Below are 25841 nucleotides of genomic sequence, written 5' to 3' on the forward strand. Positions count from 1 at the left end.
GCGGGTGCGGATCGATCCGGCAATCGCGGCGCTGCGGAGCGACGGCGCTCTGCAGCGCGAGGCGCAGGCGCGGCTCGAGCGCGTCAAGGCCGCCTGGCTGGCGGAGCCCGGCACGGCGACGGTGTTGCAGGCGCTCGAGCGCTACGGAGAGGGCGCGGCGCTGGCCGACTGCGCACCGCTCGTGGCACTCGTATCGGAGATCGGCGCCGCGCACAGTCTCATGGGGCGGCTGATGGGCGCGATGATCGGGAGCCTGCGCGAGAACCCGCTCGGCCATGTCCCGTTCCGGCATCAGTACGCCGACGGTCTCGCCGTGCTCCAGCTCGCGCAGTCGGGCAGGGCGACGCTCTCACTGCTGCAGTACGCTCCGCCTGAGAGCGGGCCCGCACCGGATTCGGTCTGTTTCACCGATGGGGAGCGGTATGAGATCTGCCTGGCGGGCATGGCGCAGGCGCGGCGCGTGACGGTCACGGGCGGCGGTCCGGACAAGGCGGAGCTGGCCTGCAGCAGCATCCGCATCGCTGCCGGCTCCTGCCTCTCCTTTGCCGGATTGCAGGAGACAAAGCTTGTCGATCGGGTCGAGGGCCGGCTGATCATGCTGCGACTGTCGCGTCCGGCGGCCAAGCCGCTGCCGAGCGTGGAATACTGTCTCGCCGACGGGGCACTGCTGCACCGGGCGGCAGGGGAGTGCCACGAGAGCCGGCAGGAGCTGATGCTGGCGGTGCTCGGCGCAATGCAGCGCCGCGATGCGGCGCCTGCGATCGCTAGCCTGACCCTGGCGGGCAGTGAGAGCCTGCGTTGGCAAGCGCTGCGCGAATGCCTGGCGCTCGACAGCGCGGTGGGCTTTCGGGAGCTGTCGCGGCTGGCGCGCGACGGAGCCGATCCGCTGCACGGACCCGCGCGGGCATTGCGACGCGACCTCCTCGCCCAATATCCGCAACTCGCAGGCGTGGAGCGCGAACCGTGCCTCGCCTGATCGAAGGGGAGGATCTTGCCTCCTGCTCGCTCAGGGAGGCCGTCCATGCGATCGATGCCGCAGGCCTCGATCCGCGTGAGGAGGACAGCTTGCTGCACGCGGCCCGATGGCTCCAGCGCCTGGGCAACAATGCCTCTTTTCTCGGGGATCATATCACAGCGCAGCTCACGGCAGGTCACGCCGGTGACGCGACGGAAAGTGCCTACGGACCGCAGGCCATCGTTCTTTCGGGCATGCGGAACGGCTTCTTTCTGCGTGCGAACGTGTGGCCGTCGGAGCGCGATCACGCTTTCCGCACGAGTGGCGCGCGCAGCTTCGTCTACGGAATCCCGCACGACCACAATTTTGATTTCCTGACCGTCGGCTACTTCGGCCCCGGTTATCGCAGCGATTACTACGAGTACGACTACGAGGCGGTTGCGGGGCGGCACGGGGAGAGGGCGGGCTTGCATTTCGTTGAGCGCAGTGCGCTCAGCCCGGGCAAGCTGATGCACTACCGCGCACACCGCGACGTTCACCGCCAGTTGCCGCCCGAAAGCCTATCCGTCTCGCTCAACGTCGTTGCCGCGGATCCCGCCGCGGGCTGGTTCGATCAGTACGGCTTCGATGTCGAAGCGGACACGGTGACGGGCGTGCTCAACCCGACCTCGACAGAAGTGTTTCTGCGCCTCGCTGTCGGCCTAGGTGGAGCCGAAGCATTGGACCTCGCCGAACGGTTCGGCAGGAGCCACCCCAGCGACCGGCTCCGCCTCGCCTGCTTCGAGGCGAGGGCGGTCGCGGCCCACGGTCCCGCAAGCGCCGACGCCATCTGGCGGGAGGCCGAACTCGGCGGCAGCCGGCTCGTGGCAGAGGAGGCGAGCTTGCGGCGGCGAATGCTGTCGTCGTCGGCATAGGCGAGGCACGCGAAAGCGGGGGTCGCCATCTCAGTATTCGCGGGGTGGTGGAGATTGTGCAGAAAACCGCTCCACGCCCCCGCGTGCCAACGCCCTGCCGCAGCGCCACGGCCGCACCCTCGGGAAATCGTATTCGCGTTTGACCTCGCGCGCGGCACCGGTAAGAGGCAGCGCGGATGAGCGATGTGATCGACCTTCCTCCGCCGCCCCCGCTCGATCGGCTGGCGGACGCGCGCGAGATCGCGCTGTTTCTCGACTTCGACGGCACTCTGGTGGACTTGGCGCATACGCCCGGCGCGATCGTGGTGCCGCCCGACCTCGGCAGCCGGTTGCGCGCTTTGGCGGAGCGGCTCAGCGGGCGGCTTGCGCTGATTTCGGGCCGTTCGCTGGAAGACCTCGGCGGACACTGCCCGATCGACGGCATTGCCTGCGCCGGCTCCCACGGCGCTGCGCGCCGGGACGCCGCGGGCATAGCGATCGGCGATCCCGCTCTCGCGATCGCGCCCGAGGCTCTCGATGCCTTGCGCACCGGCGCGCGCGAGTTCGGGCTGATGCTGGAGGCGAAGCCCCACGGCGCGGCGCTCCATTACCGCACCCACCCGGAACGCGCAGACCTTGCCCGGGCGCTGGCAGACGAGGTCGCCGCGCGCTTCGAACTGGCCATCAAGCCGGGTAAGGGCGTGGTCGAGCTGACGCAGACCGGTGCCAACAAGGGCGGGGCGGTCCGCGCCTTCCTCGCGATGCCGCCTTTCGCCGGCGCGCTGCCAGTGTTCATCGGCGACGACGTCACCGACGAGGACGGCATGGTGGCCTGCGAGGAAGCCGGCGGCTTCGGCATCCTCGTCGGCGACCGCACGCCCACTACGGCACGCTATCGCCTGCCCTACGTTTCCGCCGTCTATGAATGGTTGAACCTGTGACCGATCCGAACCAAGCCTCGCTCGAACTCTGGCCCATCGGAAACTGCCAGGTCAGCGGCCTGATCGACACCAAGGGCGCGCTCGTCTGGGGTTGCGTGCCCCGCGTCGATGGCGACCCGGTGTTCTGCTCGCTGCTGAACGGCAACGAGCAGGACCGCGGCGTCTGGCGTTTCGAGCTTGAGGGGCAAGTCGCCGCCACGCAGTACTACGAGCGCAACACGCCGATCCTGGTCACGCGGCTGGAGGCCGAGGACGGCAGCGCGGTCGAGATCCGCGATTTCTGTCCGCGCTTCGAGCGCTCGGGTCGCATGTACCGCCCGGTGGCCTACGTCCGCATCGTCCATCCGGTCGCGGGTACGCCCCGGATGAAGGTCGTGCTGCGCCCGGCGCGGGACTACGGCGCGCAGCTCGCCGAGACCACCAACGGCACCAATCACATCCGCTATCTCGTGGGCGGGCAGGCCATGCGGATGAGCACCGATGCGCCGGTGGGCTACGTCCTTTCCGGCCGCACCTACCGAGTCGAGAGCGATCAGCACTTCTTCCTCGGCCCGGACGAGCCGTTCTCGGGCAACCTACGCGCCGAGCTGCGGCAGATGGACGAGCTGACGCGCAAGTACTGGACCCTGTGGGTGCGGGGCCTGCACATTCCGCTCGAGTGGCAGGATGAGGTCATCCGCTGCGCGATTGCCCTCAAGCTGTGCCAGCACGAGGAAACCGGCGCGATCGTGGCTGCGCTGACCACCTCGATCCCCGAAGCGCCGCACAGCGAGCGCAACTGGGACTACCGCTTCTGCTGGATTCGCGATTCGTACTTCACCGTCCAGGCTCTCAATCGGATCGGTGCGCTCGACGTGCTGGAGAAATACCTGTCCTACCTGCGCAATATCGTCGATTCGGCGCAGGGCGGTCAGATTCAACCGCTCTACTCGGTGATGGGCGACACTGTGCTCGACGAGAGCACTGCGGCGCAGCTGGCCGGCTACCGCGAGATGGGCCCGGTGCGGATCGGCAACGCGGCCTATTTTCAGGTCCAGCACGACTGCTATGGCCAGATCGTCATGCCGACGGCCCAGGCCTTCTTCGACCGGCGGCTGCTGCGCATGGCCGACGAGCACGACTTCGCCAGCTTGGAGAAAGTAGGCGAGATGGCGTGGAAGATGCACGACCAGCCGGATGCCGGGCTGTGGGAGTTCCGCACCCGGCAGGAGGTTCACACCTACTCCGCCGTCATGTGCTGGGCCGCCTGCGACCGCCTGGCCAACGTCGCGGCACATCTCGGCCGGGAAGACCGGCGCAAGCTCTGGCGCGAGCGGGCGGACGCAATCCGCGACCGGATCGAGCGCGAGTCCTGGGTCGAGAGTGAAGAGGGCGGGCACTACGGCGCCAGCTTTCAGAGCGACTACCTCGACGCGAGCCTGCTGCAGATGGTCGAACTGCGCTTCCTGCGGCCCGACGACCCGCGCTTCAAGACCACCTTCGCCGCCATCGAGACGGCGCTCCGCCGTGGTGAGCACATGCTTCGCTACGCCAGCGAGGACGACTTCGGCCTGCCAGAAACCGCCTTCAACGTCTGCACGTTCTGGTTGATCGAAGCGCTCCACATGGCCGGTCGCGACGAGGAAGCGCGCGGCCTGTTCGAGACGATGCTGTCGCACCGCACGGCCTCGGGAATGCTCTCCGAAGACCTCGATTTCGACACCGGCGAACTGTGGGGGAACTTCCCCCAGACCTACTCGCTTGTAGGGATAATCAACTGCGCCGGCCTTTTGTCCAAACCGTGGAGTGAAGTGCGATAAGTCGTCTCGTCGTCATCTCGAATCGCGTCGCCGTTCCCAAAGCTCGAGGGGCGGCCGGTGCTCAGGGAGGATTGGCGGGCGCGCTCAACGCGGCGCTCAAGAAACATGGCGGCATCTGGTTCGGCTGGTCGGGGCAGGAGTGCGAGGAGTTCAGCGGCAACATCAACATGCAGCGGCATGAAGGGGTGACGACCGCTACAGTCGACCTGCCGCACCAGGACATCGAGGAATACTACAACGGCTACGCCAACTCGACCCTGTGGCCGCTTTTCCACTTTCGCCTCGACCTGACAGAGTACGAGCGCGAGACCGGCAAGGGCTACGAGCGCGTCAACGAGCGCTTCGCCGACAGCGTCGGGCCCCTGATCGAGCCGGACGATCTTGTCTGGGTCCACGACTATCACTTGATCCCACTCGGCGCGCGCCTGCGCTCCCGCGGACTGAAGAACCGGATCGGATTCTTCCTTCATACGCCCTGGCCGCCTACCCGGCTGTTCGTCTCACTGCCCTTCCACGAGCGGCTGGTGCAGACGATGCTCGAGTACGATCTGATCGGCTTCCAGACCGATGAGTGGCTCGAGAGCTTCGTTCACTACTGCGAGAAAGCGCTCGGCGCCGAAGTGGATGAGGCGACCGGGACGATCACGTACGAAGGGCGCAAGACCATCGCACGCGCCTATCCTATCGGGATCGACTACGACCATGTGCGGGCGCAGGCGGACACCGGCGAGGCGCGGCAAGCGGCGCAGCGGCTGCTGTCGAGCACGCGGCGACGCACGGCGATGATCGGTGTCGACCGGCTCGACTATTCGAAAGGCCTGCCCGAGCGGATCGACGGCATCGGGCGCTTCTTCGACAACTATCCGGAGCGCGTGCGAGATCTCGTATTCATCCAGATCGCGCCGCCGAGCCGCGAAAACGTCGAGTCCTACCAGGACATCCGCGCCACGCTCGAACAGAAGATCGGCCAGATCAACGGCGCACGAACCGAAGTCGACATCGTGCCGATCCGCTACGTCAACCGAGGCCACACCCTGGCCGAGCTGTGCGGGTTCTATCGCGCAGCGAAGATCGGGCTGGTCACGCCGCTGCGGGACGGGATGAATCTCGTGGCCAAGGAATACGTCGCAGCGCAGGATCCGGAGGACCCAGGCGTCCTGATTCTGTCGCGCTTCGCCGGAGCCGCGCTGCAGCTGCAGGACGCGGTTCTCGTCAACCCGCACAGCCCTGACGACCTAGCGCATGCGATTCACACCGCGCTCGACATGCCGATCGAGGAGCGTCGGCGGCGGTGGGAGGCCATGATCGAGACGGTGGCCAACGACAACGTCCAGCGCTGGACGGAGAACTTCACCTCCGACCTCGCGGGACCGGAAGCGGAGCGCTGACATCGGCTTGTGCCCTGCGAGGCGAGATGGCAGGGCCTCCTTCCATGAACCAACAACGCGTCGTCGCGCTGGAAGGCGTGCACAATTTCCGCGACTACGGCGGCTATCCGATCGCAGACGGGGGCCGCTTGCGGAGCGGGCTGCTCTACCGCTCGGGCCAGCATGTCGGGGCGAGCGACGCCGATCTCGCCAAGATAGATGCGCTCGGGCTGCGCCACGTGATCGACTTTCGCGGGGCGAGCGAGCGGCAAAGCTACCCGTGCCGGCGGGCGGACGGCTTTTGCGCCGAGGTCATCGCTTACGAGGGGGAGACCGCCAACCTCGCCCCTCATGTGGAAGCCGCAGGCGGCGTGCTCACGCTCGATGGCGCGCACCGGGCGATGGAGCGCATCTACCGCAACCTCCCCAACCGTGAGCCGGTGCTGTGGGTTATGCGACAGTACTTCGCGACTCTTGCGCGGGGGCCAGCGGAAGGGGGCGGTGCGAGCCTCGTCCACTGCCTTGCGGGCAAGGACCGCACGGGCATGGCGGTGGCGCTGCTCCATCACGCTCTCGGCGTTCACCCCGACGATGCGATGGAGGATTTCCTCCTCACCAACGTCGCCGGCAATATCGAGGCGCGCATTGCCGCAGGGGGCGAGACGATCCGCGCGAAGTACGGCGCGGTCGACGACGAGACGATCCGCGTGCTGATGGGCGTCGACGCGCGCTATCTCCACGCCATGCGCAAAGCTGTGGAGGAGGCGCACGGTTCGCTCGACGCCTTCCTCGCCGATGTGCTGGAGGTTGACGAGGCGCGGCGCGAGGCGCTGCGCTTGCATCTCGTCGAAGCCTGACCCACCTGAGGGTCGGATCGTCAATCGGAACGGAATATCTCGCATGGCTACTCACCGCACCAGGATGCTCATCATCGGCTCCGGCCCGGCCGGCTATTCCGCCGCCATCTACGGCGCGCGCGCAATGATGGAGCCGATCGTGGTGCAGGGCCTCCAGCCCGGGGGCCAACTCACCATCACCACCGACGTGGAGAACTATCCCGGCTTCAAGGACGTGATCCAGGGCCCATGGCTGATGCAGGAGATGCAGGCCCAGGCCGAGCATGTCGGCACTCGGATGAAGTGGGACACGATCGTCTCGGTCGAGGTCGGCAATGGTCCGCCGTTCCGTGCGATCGGCGACAGCGGCGACGAGTACATCGGCGACACGCTGGTCATCGCGACCGGCGCGCAGGCCAAGTGGCTTGGCGCGCCGGGCGAGCAGGAACTGGGCGGCAAAGGCGTCTCAGCCTGCGCGACCTGCGACGGGTTTTTCTATCGCGGCAAGAAAGTCGCCGTGATCGGAGGCGGCAACACTGCGGTCGAGGAAGCGCTCTACCTCACCAACCATTCGGACGACGTGACGCTGATCCACCGCCGCGACGAACTGCGCGCGGAGAAGATCCTGCAGGAGCGGCTGTTCAAGTCGGACAAGATCTCGACCCTGTGGAACAAGGCGGTGGTGAGCTTCGAGGGCGACCCCACGGCCGGCGGTCTGACGCACCTCGTGCTCAAGGACACCGTGACCGGCGAGACGTCGACGCTCGAGGTCGATGGCGCCTTCGTCGCGATCGGCCACGCCCCGGCGACCGAGCTGTTCAAGGGCAAGCTCGAGATGGACGAGAGCGGCTACCTGATCGTCGAGCCGGGCACGCCCAAGACCGCGATCCCCGGCGTCTTCGCCTGCGGCGACGTGATGGACCACACCTATCGCCAGGCCGTCACCGCCGCCGGCACCGGCTGCATGGCCGCCCTCGACGCCGAACGCTTCCTCGCGACGCTGGAGTTCGCGAAGCAGGAAGCCGAAGCAGCGGAGTAGCGCCGCAATCGTCGTCATCCCGGCTTTCGCTGGGCTACCGATGTTATAATTCGTTACAAATCTCCATTTAGCATATGACTTAATCCATGTGGCTGTGATCGCGAGTCTGGCAAATGGATGGTAGAATCTTGTAAGGCTCGCATAGACTCTCCGACCACGCACTATTGTATCCGCGGGCCGAGCCTGTAGGATATTGGCTGGGGGTCGACTGAGATTCATGGCAGATTCGGAGCAAGACCCATCGGCGGTTCCCGCCGACGCGGCGCTGGCCAGCTTTGTCTTACTGGCACAGTTCTTAGGAGTGCCGGCCGAACCCGCGCAAATCCATCACGATCGCGGACAGGGGGACCGGCCCTACACCTTTGACGACCTGATCCGTGTAGCCAAGAAGCTCGACTTGATGGCACGCCGGAAGCGGGCCTCGGTCCGCGACCTTGCCAAGATGCCGCTGCCCGCGCTCGTGGGCCTGCGCGGTGGCGGCACCGCGATCCTGCTCAAAGTCGACGAAACCGGTGACACCGGCCATCGCCACATGGTGCTCAGGCCCGGCAGCCAGCGACCAGAAATCTGGTCCGAAGAACAGGTGCAGGCCGAGTTTGCGCTGGAAAGCGGCACGGCAGACCTGCTTCTCATGACAAGCCGCGAACGGATCGCTGGCGAGAAGCGTGCGTTCGACATCAGCTGGTTCATTCCTGCGCTGGTCAAGTACCGTAAGCCGTTGCGCGACGTGCTGATTGGAAGCTTTTTCCTTCAACTGGTCGGTCTCGCCACACCGATCTTCTTCCAGTTGGTGATCGACAAGGTATTGGTCCATCAGTCGATGACCACGCTCGAAGTGCTGGCGATCGGTCTCACGGCGGTGCTGATCTTCGAGACCATGCTTTCGGGCCTTCGCAATTGGCTCTTCGCGCACACATCCAACCGAGTCGATGCAGAGCTGTCCGCAGCGCTGTTCCGCCACCTTATCGCCTTGCCGCTGTCCTACTTTGAGGCGCGGCGGGTCGGCGACAGCGTCGCGCGCGTGCGCGAGCTGGAGAACATCCGCAATTTCCTCACCAGCAATGCCGTGACCGTGGTCATCGACCTGTTCTTCACCCTCGTGTTCTTCGCCGTGATGTATCTCTATTCACCGCTCCTGACGCTGGTCGTGGCGCTGACCATTCCGGTCTACCTCCTTATCTCGCTCTTCATCACCCCACCCTTACGGGCGCGGCTCGACGAGAAATTCAAGCGCGGCGCGGAGAACCAGTCGTTCCTCGTGGAAACCGTGACGGGGATCGGGACGCTGAAATCCATGGCGGTCGAGCCGCGCATGCGAGATCGCTGGGAGAAGCAGTTCGCCGGTTACATCAAGACTGGGTGGGACGTGACCGTGCTCTCCACCTGGGGCAGTCATTTGATCCAGCTGGTCAGCAAACTGACGACGGTGGCGATCTTGTTCTTCGGGGCAAAGGCGGTGATCGCGGGCGAGCTGTCGGTCGGCAGCCTGGTTGCGTTCAACATGCTGGCCGGCCGTGTCGCGCAACCGATCCTGCGGCTGTCGCAGCTGTGGCAGGACTTCCAGCAGGTGCGCATTTCCGTCGATCGCCTGGGCGATATCCTCAACGCTCCTGCTGAGCCCGAACATAATCCCAACCGCGCCAGCCTGCCTCCGATCAAGGGGCGCGTCGAGTTCGACAAGGTGCGCTTCCGATATCGCCCGGATGCGCCTGAGGCGCTACGCGGGATCGACCTCGACATCGCTCCAGGCGAGATGCTGGGCATCGTCGGTCCGTCGGGTTCGGGTAAATCGACGCTGACAAAGCTCGTCCAGCGGCTCTACGTCCCTGAGCAAGGACGCGTACTAGTCGATGGCACCGATCTAGCCCTGGTCGACCCGGCTTGGCTGCGGCGCCAAGTAGGCGTCGTGCTGCAGGAGAACATCCTGTTCAATCGTTCGGTGCGCGAGAATATTGCGCTGTCGAACCCCACCATTGCAATGGAAAAGGTGATCGCCGCGGCCGAACTGGCCGGCGCGCATGAGTTCATCCTGACCCTGGCACACGGCTACGATACCATCATCGAGGAGCGTGGTGCGAACCTGTCGGGGGGGCAGCGCCAGCGGCTCGCCATCGCCCGCGCACTGATCACCAATCCGCGAATCCTGATCCTCGACGAAGCGACCAGCGCCTTGGATGCAGAGAGCGAGGAGATCATCCAGAATAATCTCGGGAGGATCGCCGAAGGGCGGACGGTGATGATTATCGCCCACCGTCTCTCCGCCGTCCGACCGTGCCATCGAATCATCACGGTGGAGGCGGGCGAAATCACCGAGATCGGCAGTCATGACGATCTGGTCCGCGCTGGAGGGCGCTATGCCCAGCTCCATGCCAAACAGACCGGCATCCGAGAGTACGCCGAATGAGCTGGTTCAATGACCACTTCCCGGCGCTCGCCAAACACGGCCAGGTGCTGCGCGAAAGCTGGCGCAGCCAAAACGAGGCGGACAAGGCCTTCAGTGCGAAGGATGAGCACGAGTTCCTGCCCGCGGCGTTGGAGATCATGGAGAAGCCAGCGAGCCCAGGCATGCGTTGGCTGCTACTGCTCACTTGCGGACTTTTCGTGCTGGCGCTGATCTGGGCCACATTCGGCAAGATCGACGTGGTCGCCACGGCTGCCGGGAAGACCGTTCCGAGCGGAAACATCAAGGTGGTGCAGCCGATCGAGATCGGGTCGGTGCGCGCGATTCATGTACGCAACGGCCAGTTTGTGGAGAAGGGCGACCTGCTGATCGAGCTCGATCCGACGCTCGCCAGTGCCGACGAAGCCCAGAGTGCGCAGTCATTACAATCGGCTCAGGTGATTGAAGCGCGCAATAATGCCCTGCTCGCGTACTTGCAGGGACATCAACCCCGTCTGGTCGCGCCCGAAGGCGTACCACCGCACGTGATCCGGACCCAGCAGGCGCTGATCGATAGCGCAGTGGCGCAGTATGAAGCGCAGGCTGCCAGCCTTTCGCAGCAGCGCGCCGAAAGCCAGGCGCAGCTCGCGGCTTCGCGCGCAGAGATCGCCAAGCTGGAAGAGGCGCTACCCTATATAGATCAGCAGCTCGGCGCGCGCGCGGAGTTGGCGCGGAGGGGATTCTTCTCAGAACTCAAGCTGCTCGAATACGAACAGCTGCGCGCCGAGCACCTGCGCAATATCGAAGTGCAGCAGGCCAATGCGGCGCGCGCGAGAGCATCGATTGGGCAGCTGGAGGCCGAGTTACGGGCGCTTAGGGCTAGTTTCAGCAAGACCGCGGTAACTGATCTCGTCGAAGCGACTGACCAGGCAAGCCTTGCAGGAGAAGAACTACGCAAGGCCGCGCGACGCCGGCAGTTTCGTGAGCTGCGCAGCCCCGTCGATGGCGTGGTGCAGCAGCTAGCGGTGGCCACGGTGGGCGGCGTGGTGCAGCCGGCTCAGCCGTTGATGGTCATCGTGCCCTGCACTTCGACGGGCGCCGCCACCACTGCCAGTTGCAATAGCGGCATCTCGGTAGAAGCCTTCGTCCAGAACAAGGATATTGGCTTCGTCAAGGTTGGCCAGCGGGTCGCCGTGAAGCTCGAGGCGTTCAACTTCACCGATTACGGTCTTATCGAGGGCACCGTGGCCAACATCAGCCGCGATGCGATCGACGAGAGCCAGCAACCGGCCGGCAGCGCGCGCGATGAGAGTGGTCGGCCGGTCCAGCCTGGCCTTGTGTATGCCGCGAAGATCGATCTCGCTTGCGGCGCAGGAAATCCCGCGCGCCATCCGCTGTGTGATCGAGTCCAGCCGGGCATGTCGGCCCAAGCCGAGATCAAGACGGGGCAACGTCGGATCATCCAGTACCTGCTCTCGCCGATCAGGCAAGCGCTGGATGAGGCGGGACGGGAGAGGTAACGCGTCAAATCCAGGAGATGGAGCTCCCTTGATTCCGAGACGAATACAACTCCGGCCCCCGCCACTGGCGATCTTCGTCTTTCGGGGTCCGTGCGCGACGCCACCTCTCACAATTTACACTGGCCGAACCGCCCGGTGTGCCGACCTTTGCAATGCGGACGAGACTATTGAGGTTACCCTCGGAGATTGGGGAAGCTACGCATAAAATTAACATCCATTTCGGTCCCAACGAGGGGTTGACCTCGAACCATTTGTGGAGTGCAGTCGCTCTCAATGGCTGCGGAAGTACAATATTCCGCCAAGCGCGGTATCATGCAAAGCGGCAAGCATTGCACACTTCTCTACGTCCGGATCCGCGATATTCCGCTAGGGAAAGCAGCCGGAAACACGGCGCAACGTATATCTGGCAAACAGAGAGTATTTGCGGCCGCTGATCCTTGCGAGCGCGGTTCGTCAAGGGCGATTCGCACTCAACGACTCGACCGAGACGGTTTGCCCAGACCTCGAGTTTTACTTAACGGACAAGAAAATTATTTGGCGATTGAGCACGATCGCCATAGCAGTCTTGTCAACTCGCGCGGCGTGGTTCGGGAGCATTTCTGCACGACGCGTCAACGTTCCGCAATCGAAGCTTCGGCGCAGTCGTTGTGGCATAAGATTCCGGGTGTGAGTTCACATCCAGCGGTGATCAATGGGGGAGCAGGGCATGGTGAGGCGATTTAGGTCGACTACAAGGAAGAGGCTGCTGCGAGGAATGTGCGCGATGGCTATGATGCTTGGTAGTTGCAGTGGCGCCAAAAACGAGGGGGCCGACATCTCCACTCAAGTGCCACCAGCAATTCACGAAATGATGGCTAAAACGATTCCTGCTGATGGGAAATTTCATTTGATCTATTCGAAAGGTGATTTTGAGATCACGCCTACTACGCAGTTTTGCACTTTTCGACCTGGTTACGGCTTGGATGGCCGCCAGCTGCGTGAGGCTCTCCAAGAACTGAGGCAGTCCGACTATCTGCACGGTACTTCGCGAGCATCTTGCCAACTCCGCAACCGGGTTGGCGCTCCCGGGCTCGATGAACTCGAGAAGGGAACGATTGTTACTCGAATGGAGAAAGCGCCAAACCGCCACGGGAAGCCCTACAAGTTGGTTCTGGCGGTATGGCAAAGAGATTTAGCTGCAGACAACGCAGTATGGGTCGGAGCCCTCGAGCGACTCAATGGTTTGCGGGATGAGTACGTGGCCATAGCGGCCGAGGACCCCGAGAAATTTGAAATATATTCAAAATCTTCGGCGGACCGGGATGCGTCCGAATTATCTGAGATATTTCTTCGGAAGGTAATGGGGGAAGTGCTATGACAAAAGGTCTTATTTCGAGCATTTCTGCGATTTCCGGAGAGTACTGGCAGGGGCGGAGCACATTATATTATGAGTTTTATACCTCTTTAACGTCAAATTATGTAGGGAAATCGCCGCTAACAAAGCCGTCGGTATATTATGACGATCCCGGCGTTTTTCAATCATTTTCCGGTGATGAGAGTGCCTACGCTATAGAGTTCATGGCATATATTTCTACAATAGCCGCCGTGAACTTCGCCCCAGCCGATCTTAATAACCCTCAAGACATAGGAATTGGCGCGGTAACTATACCTGGTGATAGTAGCCTCTATGGTCAGGCTTCTCATGGTGAGGAAGATGGTACGAATCCAAATGGACAACCTCATGAATTTGTAGAGGCCGGAGATGTATGGCTTTCAGGTCTAGCTCGGCAGGACCAACTGAATGATAGCCCTACGGCATCCATCAAGAGAAAAGATGCTTTCCAATTTACGTTTGGCCACGAACTGGGGCATGCATTAGGCCTAGAGCATAGCTTTTATAATCCGGGCAATACCCCAGTTCCTCCTCTTTCAGAGCAGGGAAACAGCAGTAAATTTACTATTATGTCGTATGATCCGCATCTGGCGGAAGGGTTCAATGCGTACGATTTTCAGCTTTACGACATCGCTAACATTCAGAAATTCTACGGGGCTAATTTCAACACAAGGAATGACGATACTTTCTATGGTGGCTTCGGCGATCTAGCTTTTCATGAGCATGATCCAGATCAGCAAAATGGCCGACGTATAATTGGCGGTGATATCTCGGGGGCATACGATCGTTTGATGTCTATCTGGGATGGCGGTGGCACGGATACAATTGATGCCTCTGCATATGACCAGTCAGCGCGTATCGATCTGCGTCCCGGACATTTTTCGAGCATCGGGCCAGATGCTTTTACGGACCGCGCGGGTTTTGCTGCGGGGTCGGTCGATAAGTATGCGGTGACTTACGGCACAGGTGATGCATTAGGCCGCGAGAACATATCGATAGCGTTCGGTGCCTACATCGAGAACGCCGTTGGCGGCAATGAAAACGATGTCATCGTCGGCAATTTGCTTTCCAACCAGCTATTTGGAGGCGCCGGCCAGGATCTTTTATTTGCGGATGGATTTGCAATCGAGTTGGCGGATGAGGTTCTTCAAGATCTCGGTCTTGATCCAACCGGTCTTCATGCTGAATTGGATGCGGAGAGCGGCGCAGACGCCGATTATCGCCAAATAGAGATTGGAGGAGTGGGTGCAATTGGATCTACTGCATCTGCTTACGTCGATGACCGAACGAAGCAGCAAGATATGCTGATTGGCGGCTTCGGTGATGATCTCTTGGCTGGCTCGGATGGTCACGATCTCCTTTATGGTGATTCCGGCGATGATCTGCTGATCGGAGGTGGCGGCGAGGACTATCTTGAGGGTGCGGAGGGAAGCGACCTGCTGTTCGGTGGGGAAGAAAGGGACGTCTTATTGGGTGGTGGCGACAGCGACCTTCTTATGGGCGGAAGCGGCAATGATCGTCTGATCGGTGGCGAGGGGGATGACCGGGACCATGGCGGCGATACGCCAGGCGACCCATCTGATGATGTGCGCGGAGGAGTGTACGGCGGCCATGGCGATGATGTCCTCGTCGCGGAGCTAAATGACGGTGACGACCATTTCCACGGAGGCGACGAAAGCTTTTTCGGAGCCGACACTATCGTCTACAAATATTATGGGGGCGATTCCGTAGTGCGGATCACCGAGGGTGGTTCGTTTAATGGCCAAGCAATGGGCGACTTCGGTCTTTCCATATCCAATGCGCAGGATGAAACGGGCGCGACCGGCGATTTCGGCAACGACACTCTCACCTCGATCGAGAAGGCCGCGGTGGAGGCAGGTTCGGGCACTGATACGCTCGTGATCGATGGCAAGAGCTATTACGGCTATCTCGACTACGTCGACATGGGCGACCAAGGGTCCGGGTTCGATGAACACGATGGCCTCAATGCGACCTTTGCCACAACCAACGTCACAGTCGATTTGCGCGACGCCAGCAATCAGACGCTCGAGGTAAACGACGGCGTTCTTTTCGATTCAACTCTCCACCTGCGCAACGTTGAAAATGTCCTGGGAACGGCGTTCGATGACGAGATTTGGGGTACGAATGCGGCGACGGGCAGCCGCCTCAGCGGTAATGGCGGCGAGGACAAACTTTATGGCGGTGACTATGCAGATGATCTGCACGGCGGCTCGGGCGATGACATCCTGCGCGGCGGCGGGGGTGCCGACAAGCTCGATGGCGGTTCAGGCGCGGATATACTGGTGGTCGACGCCGAAGACATCATCGCCCGCGGCGAATTAGAGGATCAGCTCTACTGGAAGAGCTTCAGCGATGACAGTCGCAGCGTCAACTTGCTGCGCGGCGGGATTCGCACCGTGGTTGTCGATGACGAGCAGACGCAAGATGAGCAAATCCAGGCAATGCTCAACAGCACCGATCCCTTCGAAGGGGCGATGGGGGAGACCTATCGGATCACCGGCTCTGGTGACGCACAGGGCCTAGAGATCACGATGCAATCGGGCGAAGTCATCAACGTCGGACGCTGGGAGGAAGGCGAATACGGTATCCATCTGGAAACCACAAAGCGTCGCTCGATTTCCTATGAACCCGTCAATTTCGGTGTCGCGGGATTCCCGACGAACGCGTTCGGCCTCGGCATTCTAGCCACCTCCGTCATCAACACTGTGCTCTTCGCCGTCGAGCTCGCGATCGACCCTAACTGGGGCAATTTCGCGGGCGATCGGTTCACGTTAAGCCAGCTGCGGAGGTGGGCAGAAGAGCCAGGCCAGCCTCCGCGCTCGAACAATATCCTTGGGACCGGCGATGGTGAGATTATCCATGGACGCATGACCGACGACCGCATCCTCGCGGGCGGCGGCGATGACCACGTGGAAGGCGGCCTCGGCGACGACCATATGGAGGGCGGCGACGGCAATGACAGGTTGGTCGGCGGCGTCGGGGGAGATCGCCTTCAGGGCGGCGCCGGCGACGATGTCCTCGATGGCGGCGCGGGGAAAGACACGATTATCGGCGGAGCTGGCAAGGATACCATACTCATTCATGCCGGCGGTGGTGCCGACGTAATCGAATCTGACGCTCAAGATGTCATCCGCTTCGTGGATATTGCCTCAGGTGACGTGACGATGGGAACCGGCTCCAGCGGTCCCACTGCGCCTGCCTATGGATCGCTTTCGGAATCCAATTTCGTTATTTCGTCGGGTGACGACCGGGTGACAATCCTCGGGGCAACCTTCGGCTCGATCGAGTTCAGGGATGGTGTCGTGAAATCGGGCGCCACGATAATGCGATCCGCACTGGCCGGAGCGAAGACGAATGGCGACGATGTGGTGTTGGGTTTCGCCACGTCGGATGGTCTCTCGGGGGGCGCAGGCAACGATTACCTCAATGGTTTCGACGGCAATGACCGCTATTATTTTGGCGTCGGCGATGGCCATGACCGCATTGAGGACAGTGCTGGCATTTCCGACGGCATCATATTTGGCGCTGGTATCGCACCCGAAGACCTTGTGGTTACCGTATCCCAGATCGACAGCGGCCCGCGCGAAGGCGAGTTGCTCGCACGTTTCGCCATTTCAGGCACCGACGACTGGCTGGAATTCGTAGTCGGGGATATCGAGAATGTGCGCTTCGCCAATGGAGTGGACTGGAACCGCTATGACATCGGTTCCCGGGTCTATGACGCGCTCGGCACTGGCGGCGACGATCGCCTCGAGATGCTCGACACGCTGAGTGGCACATTCCGTCCCGGCGCCGGCGACGACATCATCGCCGCCGGACAGAATAGCCAGGCGGATATTCTGTTCGGGCGTGGTTCCGATCTCGATCGCATCGAATTATTCAATGAGGGCACCTTCTATGCTGGAAGGGCACTAATTACGCTTGATGCCGATGTCTCGCTTGGTGACCTCGAATTCGCGAGCCTGGGCGACGGGATTTCTTTTTCGATCGCCGGGACCAACGATCGAGTCGAAGTCGCCCGAAACTACGATCCCGAAGTCCAGTCGAACTGGCGGACAATGGATATCGTCCTGACCTCCAGTGGAGTGAGGTTGACCGCTCCCACGTTGGAAAGGATCGCCCATGTCAGCAACGCCACAGCTCAGAGACTCGATGGCACGAGTGGCGATGACGCGCTGACCGGCGGAACGGACAGCGATTGGCTCGCGGGCGGCGATGGCGCGGATACACTGGATGGGGCCGCTGGCGCTGACCTTCTTTTCGGTGGTGCGGGCGATGATGTGCTCTCCGGCGGCGACCATCGCGACATGCTGTTTGGCGAGGCGGGTGATGACCAACTCGATGGCGGCGCAGGTGATGACGCCCTGTTTGCCGGTACGGGCACCGACACCTTGCTGGGTGGCTTCGGAAGCGATGAACTTACCGGTAATGGCCAGTCCACTCTGAATGGTGGTGCCGGGGACGATGTTCTCAGGTCCAGGCCCGGTGACACGATCGCCTACAATCTTGGCGATGGGGCCGATGTTGTATTTCAGACAGTCAGCTCGAGCGACGTCTTCGACGGGTCGACGGATGTGCAGCGCAGCGAAATCCAGCTTGGTGCCGGAATTGATCCGCTGACGACCACTCTGACTCTCGAAGGATGGTCCCTCTATATCGATATCAATGGCTCGTCTTCGGAACGCATCCGGCTCGATCGCGTGTTCCAGCGGGGAGACCTGCCGCAAATCCACTTTAATGATGGGACCATTTGGGACGAGGCGGAGATATTCGAGCGCATCTTCTCACCGGACGGTAGCGACACGACGGTGACCGGGATTACGAGTGTCGAGCCCGATTGGAGCAATAGGGCGATCCGCTACTTCTATGGCGGGGCCGGCACGGATACGCTGAACGGCAGTTCGCAGTCTGGATCCGAACATCGCTTCGTATTCGCGCCGGGCAGCGGAACCGACACTATCGCCTCCGCAGGCAAGGTGCAGCTGTTTGGTTTCGACCCCGATCAGATGATGCTTTCGAGATCGGGCACCGGATTCCGGGATTTCACAATCAGCTTTAGCGGAACAACGGACGTTCTTCACATCAACGTCCAGGCGACGGAGGGTGGAGGTAGCCGCATTGACGAGTTCATCTTCAGCAGCGCCACATTGCGAAGTTCCGACTTGCGTAATCTCTGGATCGCCCAGTCGACCACCAGCGGTGACGATACAATTATCGGGTTCGATGGCCCCGGCGGTTACCAGGACGTGGGAATCGTCCCGGGCACAAATTTTCTCTCCAATCCCGGCAATGACCGGCTTGAAGGGGGACTCGGCAATGACACGATGATCGGCGGCAAGGGGGATGATACCTATGTGATCAACCCAGGCGATGGCATCGATATTGTCCGCGACATTGGCCTGTTCAATCCTTCCGCTGCGGCAGGACATGATGTGCTTGTATTGGGGGCGCTGAGCACAGATGCGATTTTCGGTCGCAGCACTTCGGACGCTAACGACCTCATCATCACTTTCGGTGGTTCCGCCGACCAGATTACGGTCGACGAGTTCTTTGGCGTGGGGGTTATCGAGGAGTTTGAATTCGGCGACGGCGTGGTGCTATCATCCTTCGATATCGAGCAAGTGGTCATCGCCGGCGCCGCCACCAGCGGGGCCGACACGATTACCGGCTCCGCAGCTCCAGAAACACTGACTGGCGGGGCGGGCGACGACACCCTTGATGGTCTTGGCGGCTCCGATCGCTATGTATTCAATCTGGGCGATGGTCAGGATATCGTCGCAGATAGTTCCGCCAGCGCGTCCAATACACTTGCGTTCGGCGTGGGTATCACCGCCGAGGACCTGACCTTCGAAAAGATCGGCGACGATCTGAAGGTTACCGTCAGTGCGAGCGACAATGTCACGATCATCGGACAGTTCAGCGGTTCGGCAACGCGCGCTATAAATCAGATCGTACTTTCTGATGGCGCGAATCTGAACGCGCTTGAAATCGACCAACTGGTTCTGTCGGATCAGGCGACTGCCGGTGGCGACATCATTTCTGGTTTTGCATCGGACGATACGATTGCCGGTGGTGCCGGGAACGACACCCTTGACGGCAAGGGTGGGGCAGATGTTTATCTCTTCGCGCGGGGTGACGGGCAGGACATCGTCACCAGCACGGGCGATTCGACCGCGGCTGACATCGTCCGTTTCGCAGGCGGGATTACCTCGCGTGATGTTGCGTTTGAACGGCCAACCCCCGCTTCCCCTGACTTGGTCGTCCACCTGCGCGGAACAACACAGTCCGTCACGATAGCGGATTATTTCGGCGGTCTCGCTGTCAAGCAGTTCGAATTTGCGGACGGCATCATCTTCTCCGCCGCCGACGTAGTTGGCGCTCTGGCCAACGAAGCTCCCACAGCGACCGCCGACCCATGGCGGATGACAGTCGCCGAGGGCGGCCGGAATCGGGTGGTCGTACCGGACGGATTGTTCGACGACGATGGAGGCGTTGGCGAGCTACGCTATACGGCCACGCTTGACGATGGTTCGGCGCTACCTGCCTGGCTACAGTTCGACGGCAATGTCTTTGAGGCGAATGCTGATGACGCGCAGGTGGGCACGCACACGATCAAGCTCACGGCAGTGGATGCCTTCGGCGACACAATCGATCGGCTCGTTCAGCTCGATGTCCTCAATTCGGAAGAAACACCCAATGCGACCGGAGCCGTGGCCTCGCAGGACGCCGCTCTAGATCAAGAGTTCAGCTATTCCCTGCCGGCTGGCTTGTTCGCCGATCAGGATACGGTTTTTTCCGCAACCCCGACCATCGCTGCGGGAACATATTCGACCGAGCAGGGCGGAAGCTTCGTCGTGGAGTTGGATGGCACTTACAGTTACACGCCAGCAGGATCGTATGTCGGTGATGACCGGGTATTTGTCCCCTTCGATGTCGGCACCGCGCAAAATCTTCATGTGGCGTTCGATTTCACGAGTACCGGCGCCGCTTCGGCCGGAGTGCTGCCCACCGGTCTTGTCCCGGACCAGGATTCTCTCTCCGTCACGGCGCGACTGGCCAATGGCGATGCCTTGCCGGCATGGCTGTCATTCGATGGCGTGACCTTCTCCGGCACGCCTACTGTCGGCGATGCCGGTCCGCTCGCTGTTGAGATCGTCGCGACGGACGGCACAGGGCGTCAGGCCGCTCTGCCCTTCGCCATTCGGGTTGGAACTAATAATGGCGCTCCCGTCGCAAACTCCCTGCCCGGGGTGACCGCGACCCAAGGTGAAGCTTTCAGCTTTACGATACCCGCCGCAACCTTTTCCGACGGCGACGCCAACGACCGTTTGACGATTGTGGTAACTCTTGACGACGGTTCGCCTCTGCCCTCGTGGCTTTCCTTCAATGGCACCACTTTGTCCGGTACACCAGAGAACGGCGATGTCGGCCCTCTCAACCTTCGCTTTACCGCCACTGACATCTTCGGCGAGATGGCCAGTATCACAACCCCGCTTGATGTCGTGAATGTTAACGACGCGCCGGTGGCAACCGGGCCGATCGCGGACCAATTGGCCACGCAGGGTGAGGCATTCATCTTCTCCGTTCCGCTTGCCAGCTTTTCGGATCCCGACATAGGCGATTCGCTCACGCTGTCCGCCACTCTCGATACGGGCGAAACGCTGCCTTCCTGGCTCAGTTTCGTCGATGGCGTTTTTTCGGGAACGCCGCAAGATGCCGACAACGGTCTCTTACGGGTCCGGGTCACCGCCACCGATAGTTCTGGCCTCACGGCAGATCAGTTCTTCATCCTGGGTGTCGCCGACACCAACGATGCGCCCGTTGTCGCAGAGAGCCTTGACGACTTGCTTGCGCCGGTCGGGATGACCACTGTGTTGCGAATCCCGTCCTCCCTCTTCGCGGACAGCGATGATCCCGGATACAGCGTTTCGGTTTCCCTCGCGGATGGTTCGAACTTGCCCTCGTGGATTGTGTTCGATCCGAACGAGGAGACGATCACGTTCGATCCATCCACGAGCGATCTCTATGGCAAGAGCGCGGACGCAGCGACGTTTGAATTGCGCATCACCGCCACAGATACGCGCGGTGCCAGCAGCTCCACGATATTGTCCGCGAGCATAGGCGCTCCGAACGTGACCTCCACCATAACTGGCTCGGGATCGGGCACGATCAACGGAACATCCGCTTCGGAGCGGATCGAGTCCGGCCCGGAGGACAACAGGATTGTCGGCGGCCAGGGTGTGGACCGGATCGTGTTCGGACGGGGCTCAGGTGAAGACGAGATACAGCACGGAAACTATAACAATTCCTACCCCTTGGGCGACATTGTTGAATTTGGTCCTGACATCACGCTTGCCGATCTTACTTTTCAAAGAGTCGGCTCGAGTGGAACCCCCTACGAGATCGGCGCTAACCTTCGGATTTCAATCAACGGTACGGACGATCATCTGACGATCGACGAACAATTTATTGGCGAATTGGACGAAGAGCCGACCGTGCGGGAGTTCGTGTTCGCAGACGGCACCCGGCTAAGCCATGATGACATCCTCGGAATCCTAACTCCTTCGACAGATGGAGACGACACAATTGTCGGTGGGCACCAGGCCGATGAGGTGGAAGGCGGCGACGGAAACGACATTATCTACGGCTTCAATGGCGATGATTACATTGATGGTGGAGCTGGGGACGATGTGCTGATCGGCGACGAGGGCCTTCTGGAGAGCACAACTTCAACCGGATCAGATACATTCTTTTTTGGCCTAGGCTCCGGTAATGATTTGATCTTTGCGAACACGTTCCTTGGTGAAGTATTCGAACAAGGTTTCTGGCAGCCTTCAGAGGCAATCGACACGTTGCGCTTCGGAGCAGGAATTACGCCCGAAGATCTCATTCTCACACATGTTCCAGGCTATCCCGATGGTTCCCGTTCCACAAACCTCTATACAGAGGGCAGTGCTCAGGCTGAGGGCTCGCTACTTATTCAGGTTGCCGGGACATCCGATAGCGTAACGATCGACCACCAGTTCTTCTTGGAACATTCTTATCAAGGTCCGGTCACTACGCCCGGCATCGACCGTTTCGAATTCGCCGATGGCACCGTTATGGATCGTGCGCAATTCGAGGCGCTGATCACGCTCGCACCGGCTACGGCCGGCGATGACATCATTGCCGGCGGTGCCGCCGCCGATATCCTGTGGGGTGGGTTGGGCAATGATGTCCTGGTCGGAGAGGACGGAGCCGACACCTACGTCTACAACGCCGGCGAGGGCGATGATCGCATTCTCGAGACCATGCAGATCAACCAACCCAACCCAATTGACAGTGCTATCGAGCGCGCAGGCGACATCATTAGCTACGACACGCTAAGATTCGGAGCTGGAATAAGCGCAGGGGATATCATCTTCAGTCGGCCCGACGATCACGGCGAAAATCTGGTAATTTCGTTTCGAAATAGACCTGGATCGATTACGATCGAGGGGCAGTTTAGAAATATTTTCCACGGAGGAAATGTCTACAGCTCGCTCGCAGTGACCGACTATTTCGGCCTCGAAAACGCCGCGATCGACCAGTTTGTTTTTGCCGACGGCACGACTTGGTCGACAGCCGATATCTATGCGCATTCCAAGAAGGCGACGGATGGCGACGATGTCATCGATGGCTTCTTCCGTCCCTCGGAAACGCTCGATGGTGGGGCCGGGAACGACTACCTCGTCGGTCGCAATGGCGATGATACTTACGTATTCGGGCGTGGTTACGGCGACGATACCATCAAGGAATATGGCTGGCACTACAGCGACAATCCCAATGTCACGACCGGTGACCGCTATACCGCCAACGACAAGATCACGTTCCTCGATGTGGCTTCGACCGATGTCACCACCTCCATCGGCGCGGGCGGCTCTTTCGTATTCACCCTCGTCGATACCGGTGAGACGCTGACTATCCGCCCGGAATCCGAATTCGCCAATTTCACCTCGATCATCTTCTCCGACACAACGTGGAACGCAGCTCAGTTTCAGGCGCGCTGGAACATCGCGTCCGCCACTGCAGGCGATGATACAATCTACGGTTTCACGGGCAATGACACGATCGACGGAGGTGACGGCAACGACACGCTGCAGGGCGGCCAGAATCCTTCCGGATACGGAAATTACGATACCCTCAACGGCGGTCTCGGAAACGATGCGCTGATACTTGAATCGGGCGACACCGACCGAGCGAACGGCGGGGATGGTGATGACACCTTCACGATCGAAATGGCACTCGCTCATCCTCTACGAATTGATCTGGAGCAAAGCCCGTTCGGAACAGAGACCGGTATTATCGACGGTGGCGAGGGATACGATACGTTGGTCCTCGGCGGCACACTGGCCGACTACTGGGACAACGGGCGCTATGTCGATGACAATGGTTCCTATCATCGATTTGCCGGCGGACTGCGGGTCAGCAACATAGAAACGGTGCAGTTCGCTGATGCGACACTCCCATTTGCGCTGATCGCCTCCGCGACAGAACCGTTCCTGCCGAATCCGCTGGTGGGCACGGACGGTAATGACGTTCTCGGCGGCACATCGGGCGTCGATGGCCTTTACGGCCTAGATGGCAACGATGTGTTGAATGGGCAGAGCGGCGACGATGGGCTCGTTGGCGGGCGCGGCGAAGACGTACTGAACGGGAGCTATGGCGCGGATACATACCGCTACGAACTAGGTGACGGTGACGACGAGATCGGGGAAATCGCCGAAACGACGACGACCGACCGTCTCGTATTCGGGGCCGGGATTGTGGCCTCCGACATCGTACTGGAACGAGTCGACCTAAGCAGCGGCGGTAGCGCGACAACGGTCATCCTCGGCGATGGGAGTCGCATCGATCTGGGGGATCAGGAAGGCGGCGCCGGCGTCGACGAGATCATCTTTGATAACGGCGCGGTCTGGAACCGATCGGAAATCGAAAGTCGAATTCCCAATCCGGCCGGCCAGCCGATTGTCGGTACAGCAGGTGCCGATAATCTTGCTGGCGGTGCCCAAGATGACGAGCTGCTGGGCCTGGGAGGCAATGACGAACTCCACGGGCAACTCGGAAACGATAGTCTGGACGGTGGTTCCGGCAATGACGCGCTTTACGGAGATGATGGCAACGACCGCTTCATTTATCGTCTCGGCGACGGAGACGATGTCATCGCCGCCGGCGAAAGCGGCGATCTTGATACCCTTGTCTTCGATGCCTCGATTGGTGAAACCGATGTGTTGGTTTCAACTGACAATGGCAGCGATCTGACACTTACATTCTCCGGCACGTCCGGCTCGGTGTCGGTGATCGGCGCCCTTGGAAGTCCAACCTATGGCTTCGAGATTGAATTCGCGGACGGAACCACGTGGGACCGCGCCGAAATCGAAAGTCGCTTGCCTCCACCATCCGGCCCTATACTTGGCACGAACGGAGATGACCTCCTCACAGGAACGGGGGGCGAAGACGAGATCCACGCCTTTGCCGGCGATGATCAGCTTTTTGGGCTGGATGGTGATGACGATCTTTACGGCTATACCGGTGATGACGCGCTATGGGGCGGTGCCGGTAGCGATCAGTATGCCTACTATGCTGGCGACGGAAACGATGTCGTTCACGAGAGCAGCGGAACGTTCGATGTCCTCGTGCTGGTGGGAATCGCATCCACAGATACCAACGTAAACACGACGGCTAACACGGATGAAATTCTGCTCACGTTCAACGGCCAAGCTGGCTCCGTGCTGATACCCAATCAGTTGCAATATCTGCAGGGCGTCGAATACCTCTATTTTGCCGATGAAGGGGCATTCTGGAGCTATTCCGATGTGGCTGCACGCGCGTCGGCTAGTGCGAGCTCATTTACCGCCTCCTTCGGTCGTGAATCGCGAGACGGTGTATTGCTTCCGAGCATTGATGAAATGACGCACTCCGAGCCGGAGGTTCGGATCACACCGGACATTCGTCGCTATGATCGCCTTACGGGGAGTGCCGCCACGCCAATAAACGCGTTGCCGATTTATCGGCATGGCGCGGGAACGTCGCAGGTGGGGGTCGTGGATCGCCGTACGACCGAGTGGGGCTTCAACCCACCGTGGCTTGGTGACCGCTTCGGTTCGCCATCACCAGTGCTCAGTCGCTACGAGATTTTTGAGTTTCTGCGCGATGATGGGGAAAATGCACGCGTCAATCTCTTCGATCGCTTCGATAGGTTGCACGTCGACGCCCTCGCACAGCGAAGCCTTCGCGTGACCGTCCCGGCAGCAACAGTGGCTTCATTTGAACGGCCGAGGCATGTCTTCGACTCGGCTTCAGATTATTTCCCTTTGCAGGCGCCGTTCGGGAAATCGCCGTTGTCCGACAATCGGGCTGAACGCGAGTTCTTCTCCAGAAAGCTCGATACTCTGGAGAGGGCTTTCGAGATATCCGACGAGCCGTCCGATGCAGAGGGTCGGTGGCATGACAGTGCGCCGGAGTTGACATTAGGGGCGACGCGAACGTCTGGCGTGAATGATGATACGCGTCCCAGCGCAATCGCGAATGATCCGGAATTGGCGCGGAAGCTTGCGATGATCCGCCAGGACATGGGGACATTTGGTGCGAATGGAGCGGCAGAGGCTGATCGTCTGCATGAGTCCAGTTTGGACTACCTTCAGTTCTATGCTTAAGTTGTGAGGTTATTGGGTTAGCGCATAAGAAGGTCGCCATTTCT

12 protein-coding genes are annotated in these 25841 nt (G+C 60.9%); all 12 read left to right on the forward strand.

The window, feature by feature from the left end; genetic code table 11:
- Positions 1 to 4 precede the first annotated feature (4 nt).
- The 12 genes from AC3A5N_RS12530 (at position 5) to AC3A5N_RS12585 (ending at position 25797) form a co-directional block, all read left to right on the forward strand.
- The gene (locus tag AC3A5N_RS12530) at positions 5 to 976 is read left to right on the forward strand and encodes a hypothetical protein (RefSeq protein WP_487737653.1); all 972 of its coding nucleotides are present in this window, start codon (positions 5 to 7) and stop codon (positions 974 to 976) included.
- Positions 964 to 1869, forward strand: a complete 906-nt coding sequence (locus tag AC3A5N_RS12535) for a transposase (protein ID WP_487737654.1) — start codon at positions 964 to 966, stop codon at positions 1867 to 1869. The genes AC3A5N_RS12530 and AC3A5N_RS12535 overlap by 13 nt, the downstream gene beginning before the upstream one ends.
- 176 nt (positions 1870 to 2045) lie before the next feature.
- A complete protein-coding gene (otsB, locus tag AC3A5N_RS12540) occupies positions 2046 to 2789 on the forward strand; it encodes a trehalose-phosphatase (RefSeq protein WP_487737655.1) in 744 nt (247 codons plus the stop codon).
- Entirely contained in the window at positions 2774 to 4588 is a 1815-nt protein-coding gene (locus AC3A5N_RS12545; RefSeq protein ID WP_487737656.1) for a glycoside hydrolase family 15 protein, read from the forward strand. Before otsB ends, AC3A5N_RS12545 begins: the two co-directional genes overlap by 16 nt.
- Positions 4585 to 5976 (forward strand): alpha,alpha-trehalose-phosphate synthase (UDP-forming), encoded by a 1392-nt coding sequence (locus tag AC3A5N_RS12550; protein ID WP_487737704.1) that lies wholly within the window; start codon positions 4585 to 4587, stop codon positions 5974 to 5976. Before AC3A5N_RS12545 ends, AC3A5N_RS12550 begins: the two co-directional genes overlap by 4 nt.
- A gap of 44 nt (positions 5977 to 6020) precedes the next feature.
- Positions 6021 to 6812 carry a tyrosine-protein phosphatase gene (locus tag AC3A5N_RS12555; protein ID WP_487737657.1) on the forward strand — a complete coding sequence of 264 codons (792 nt, stop codon included), beginning with the start codon at positions 6021 to 6023 and terminating at the stop codon, positions 6810 to 6812.
- 43 nt (positions 6813 to 6855) lie between these two features.
- The gene (trxB, locus tag AC3A5N_RS12560; RefSeq protein WP_487737658.1) at positions 6856 to 7830 is read left to right on the forward strand and encodes a thioredoxin-disulfide reductase; all 975 of its coding nucleotides are present in this window, start codon (positions 6856 to 6858) and stop codon (positions 7828 to 7830) included.
- 217 nt (positions 7831 to 8047) lie between these two features.
- Positions 8048 to 10234 (forward strand): type I secretion system permease/ATPase, encoded by a 2187-nt coding sequence (locus AC3A5N_RS12565; protein WP_487737659.1) that lies wholly within the window; start codon positions 8048 to 8050, stop codon positions 10232 to 10234.
- Positions 10231 to 11730 carry an HlyD family type I secretion periplasmic adaptor subunit gene (locus tag AC3A5N_RS12570; RefSeq protein ID WP_487737660.1) on the forward strand — a complete coding sequence of 500 codons (1500 nt, stop codon included), beginning with the start codon at positions 10231 to 10233 and terminating at the stop codon, positions 11728 to 11730. The genes AC3A5N_RS12565 and AC3A5N_RS12570 overlap by 4 nt, the downstream gene beginning before the upstream one ends.
- Before the next feature lie 273 nt (positions 11731 to 12003).
- Positions 12004 to 12453: a hypothetical protein gene (locus tag AC3A5N_RS12575; RefSeq protein ID WP_487737661.1), complete on the forward strand. Its 450-nt coding sequence runs from the start codon at positions 12004 to 12006 to the stop codon at positions 12451 to 12453.
- Between the two features lie 40 nt (positions 12454 to 12493).
- Positions 12494 to 13087 carry a hypothetical protein gene (locus AC3A5N_RS12580; RefSeq protein WP_487737662.1) on the forward strand — a complete coding sequence of 198 codons (594 nt, stop codon included), beginning with the start codon at positions 12494 to 12496 and terminating at the stop codon, positions 13085 to 13087.
- Positions 13084 to 25797, forward strand: a complete 12714-nt coding sequence (locus AC3A5N_RS12585; protein WP_487737663.1) for a calcium-binding protein — start codon at positions 13084 to 13086, stop codon at positions 25795 to 25797. Before AC3A5N_RS12580 ends, AC3A5N_RS12585 begins: the two co-directional genes overlap by 4 nt.
- Positions 25798 to 25841 lie beyond the last annotated feature (44 nt).

This window comes from Pelagerythrobacter sp. Soil_C_18, assembly GCF_057657235.1.

Coding starts and splice junctions, on each gene's coding strand:
- otsB (WP_487737655.1), top strand. CDS start 2,046: ATGAGCGATGTGATCGACCTTCCTCCGCCGCCCCCGCTCGATCGGCTG.
- AC3A5N_RS12545 (WP_487737656.1), top strand. CDS start 2,774: ATGGTTGAACCTGTGACCGATCCGAACCAAGCCTCGCTCGAACTCTGG.
- AC3A5N_RS12555 (WP_487737657.1), top strand. CDS start 6,021: ATGAACCAACAACGCGTCGTCGCGCTGGAAGGCGTGCACAATTTCCGC.
- trxB (WP_487737658.1), top strand. CDS start 6,856: ATGGCTACTCACCGCACCAGGATGCTCATCATCGGCTCCGGCCCGGCC.
- AC3A5N_RS12565 (WP_487737659.1), top strand. CDS start 8,048: ATGGCAGATTCGGAGCAAGACCCATCGGCGGTTCCCGCCGACGCGGCG.
- AC3A5N_RS12570 (WP_487737660.1), top strand. CDS start 10,231: ATGAGCTGGTTCAATGACCACTTCCCGGCGCTCGCCAAACACGGCCAG.
- AC3A5N_RS12575 (WP_487737661.1), top strand. CDS start 12,004: ATGGCTGCGGAAGTACAATATTCCGCCAAGCGCGGTATCATGCAAAGC.
- AC3A5N_RS12580 (WP_487737662.1), top strand. CDS start 12,494: ATGGCTATGATGCTTGGTAGTTGCAGTGGCGCCAAAAACGAGGGGGCC.
- AC3A5N_RS12585 (WP_487737663.1), top strand. CDS start 13,084: ATGACAAAAGGTCTTATTTCGAGCATTTCTGCGATTTCCGGAGAGTAC.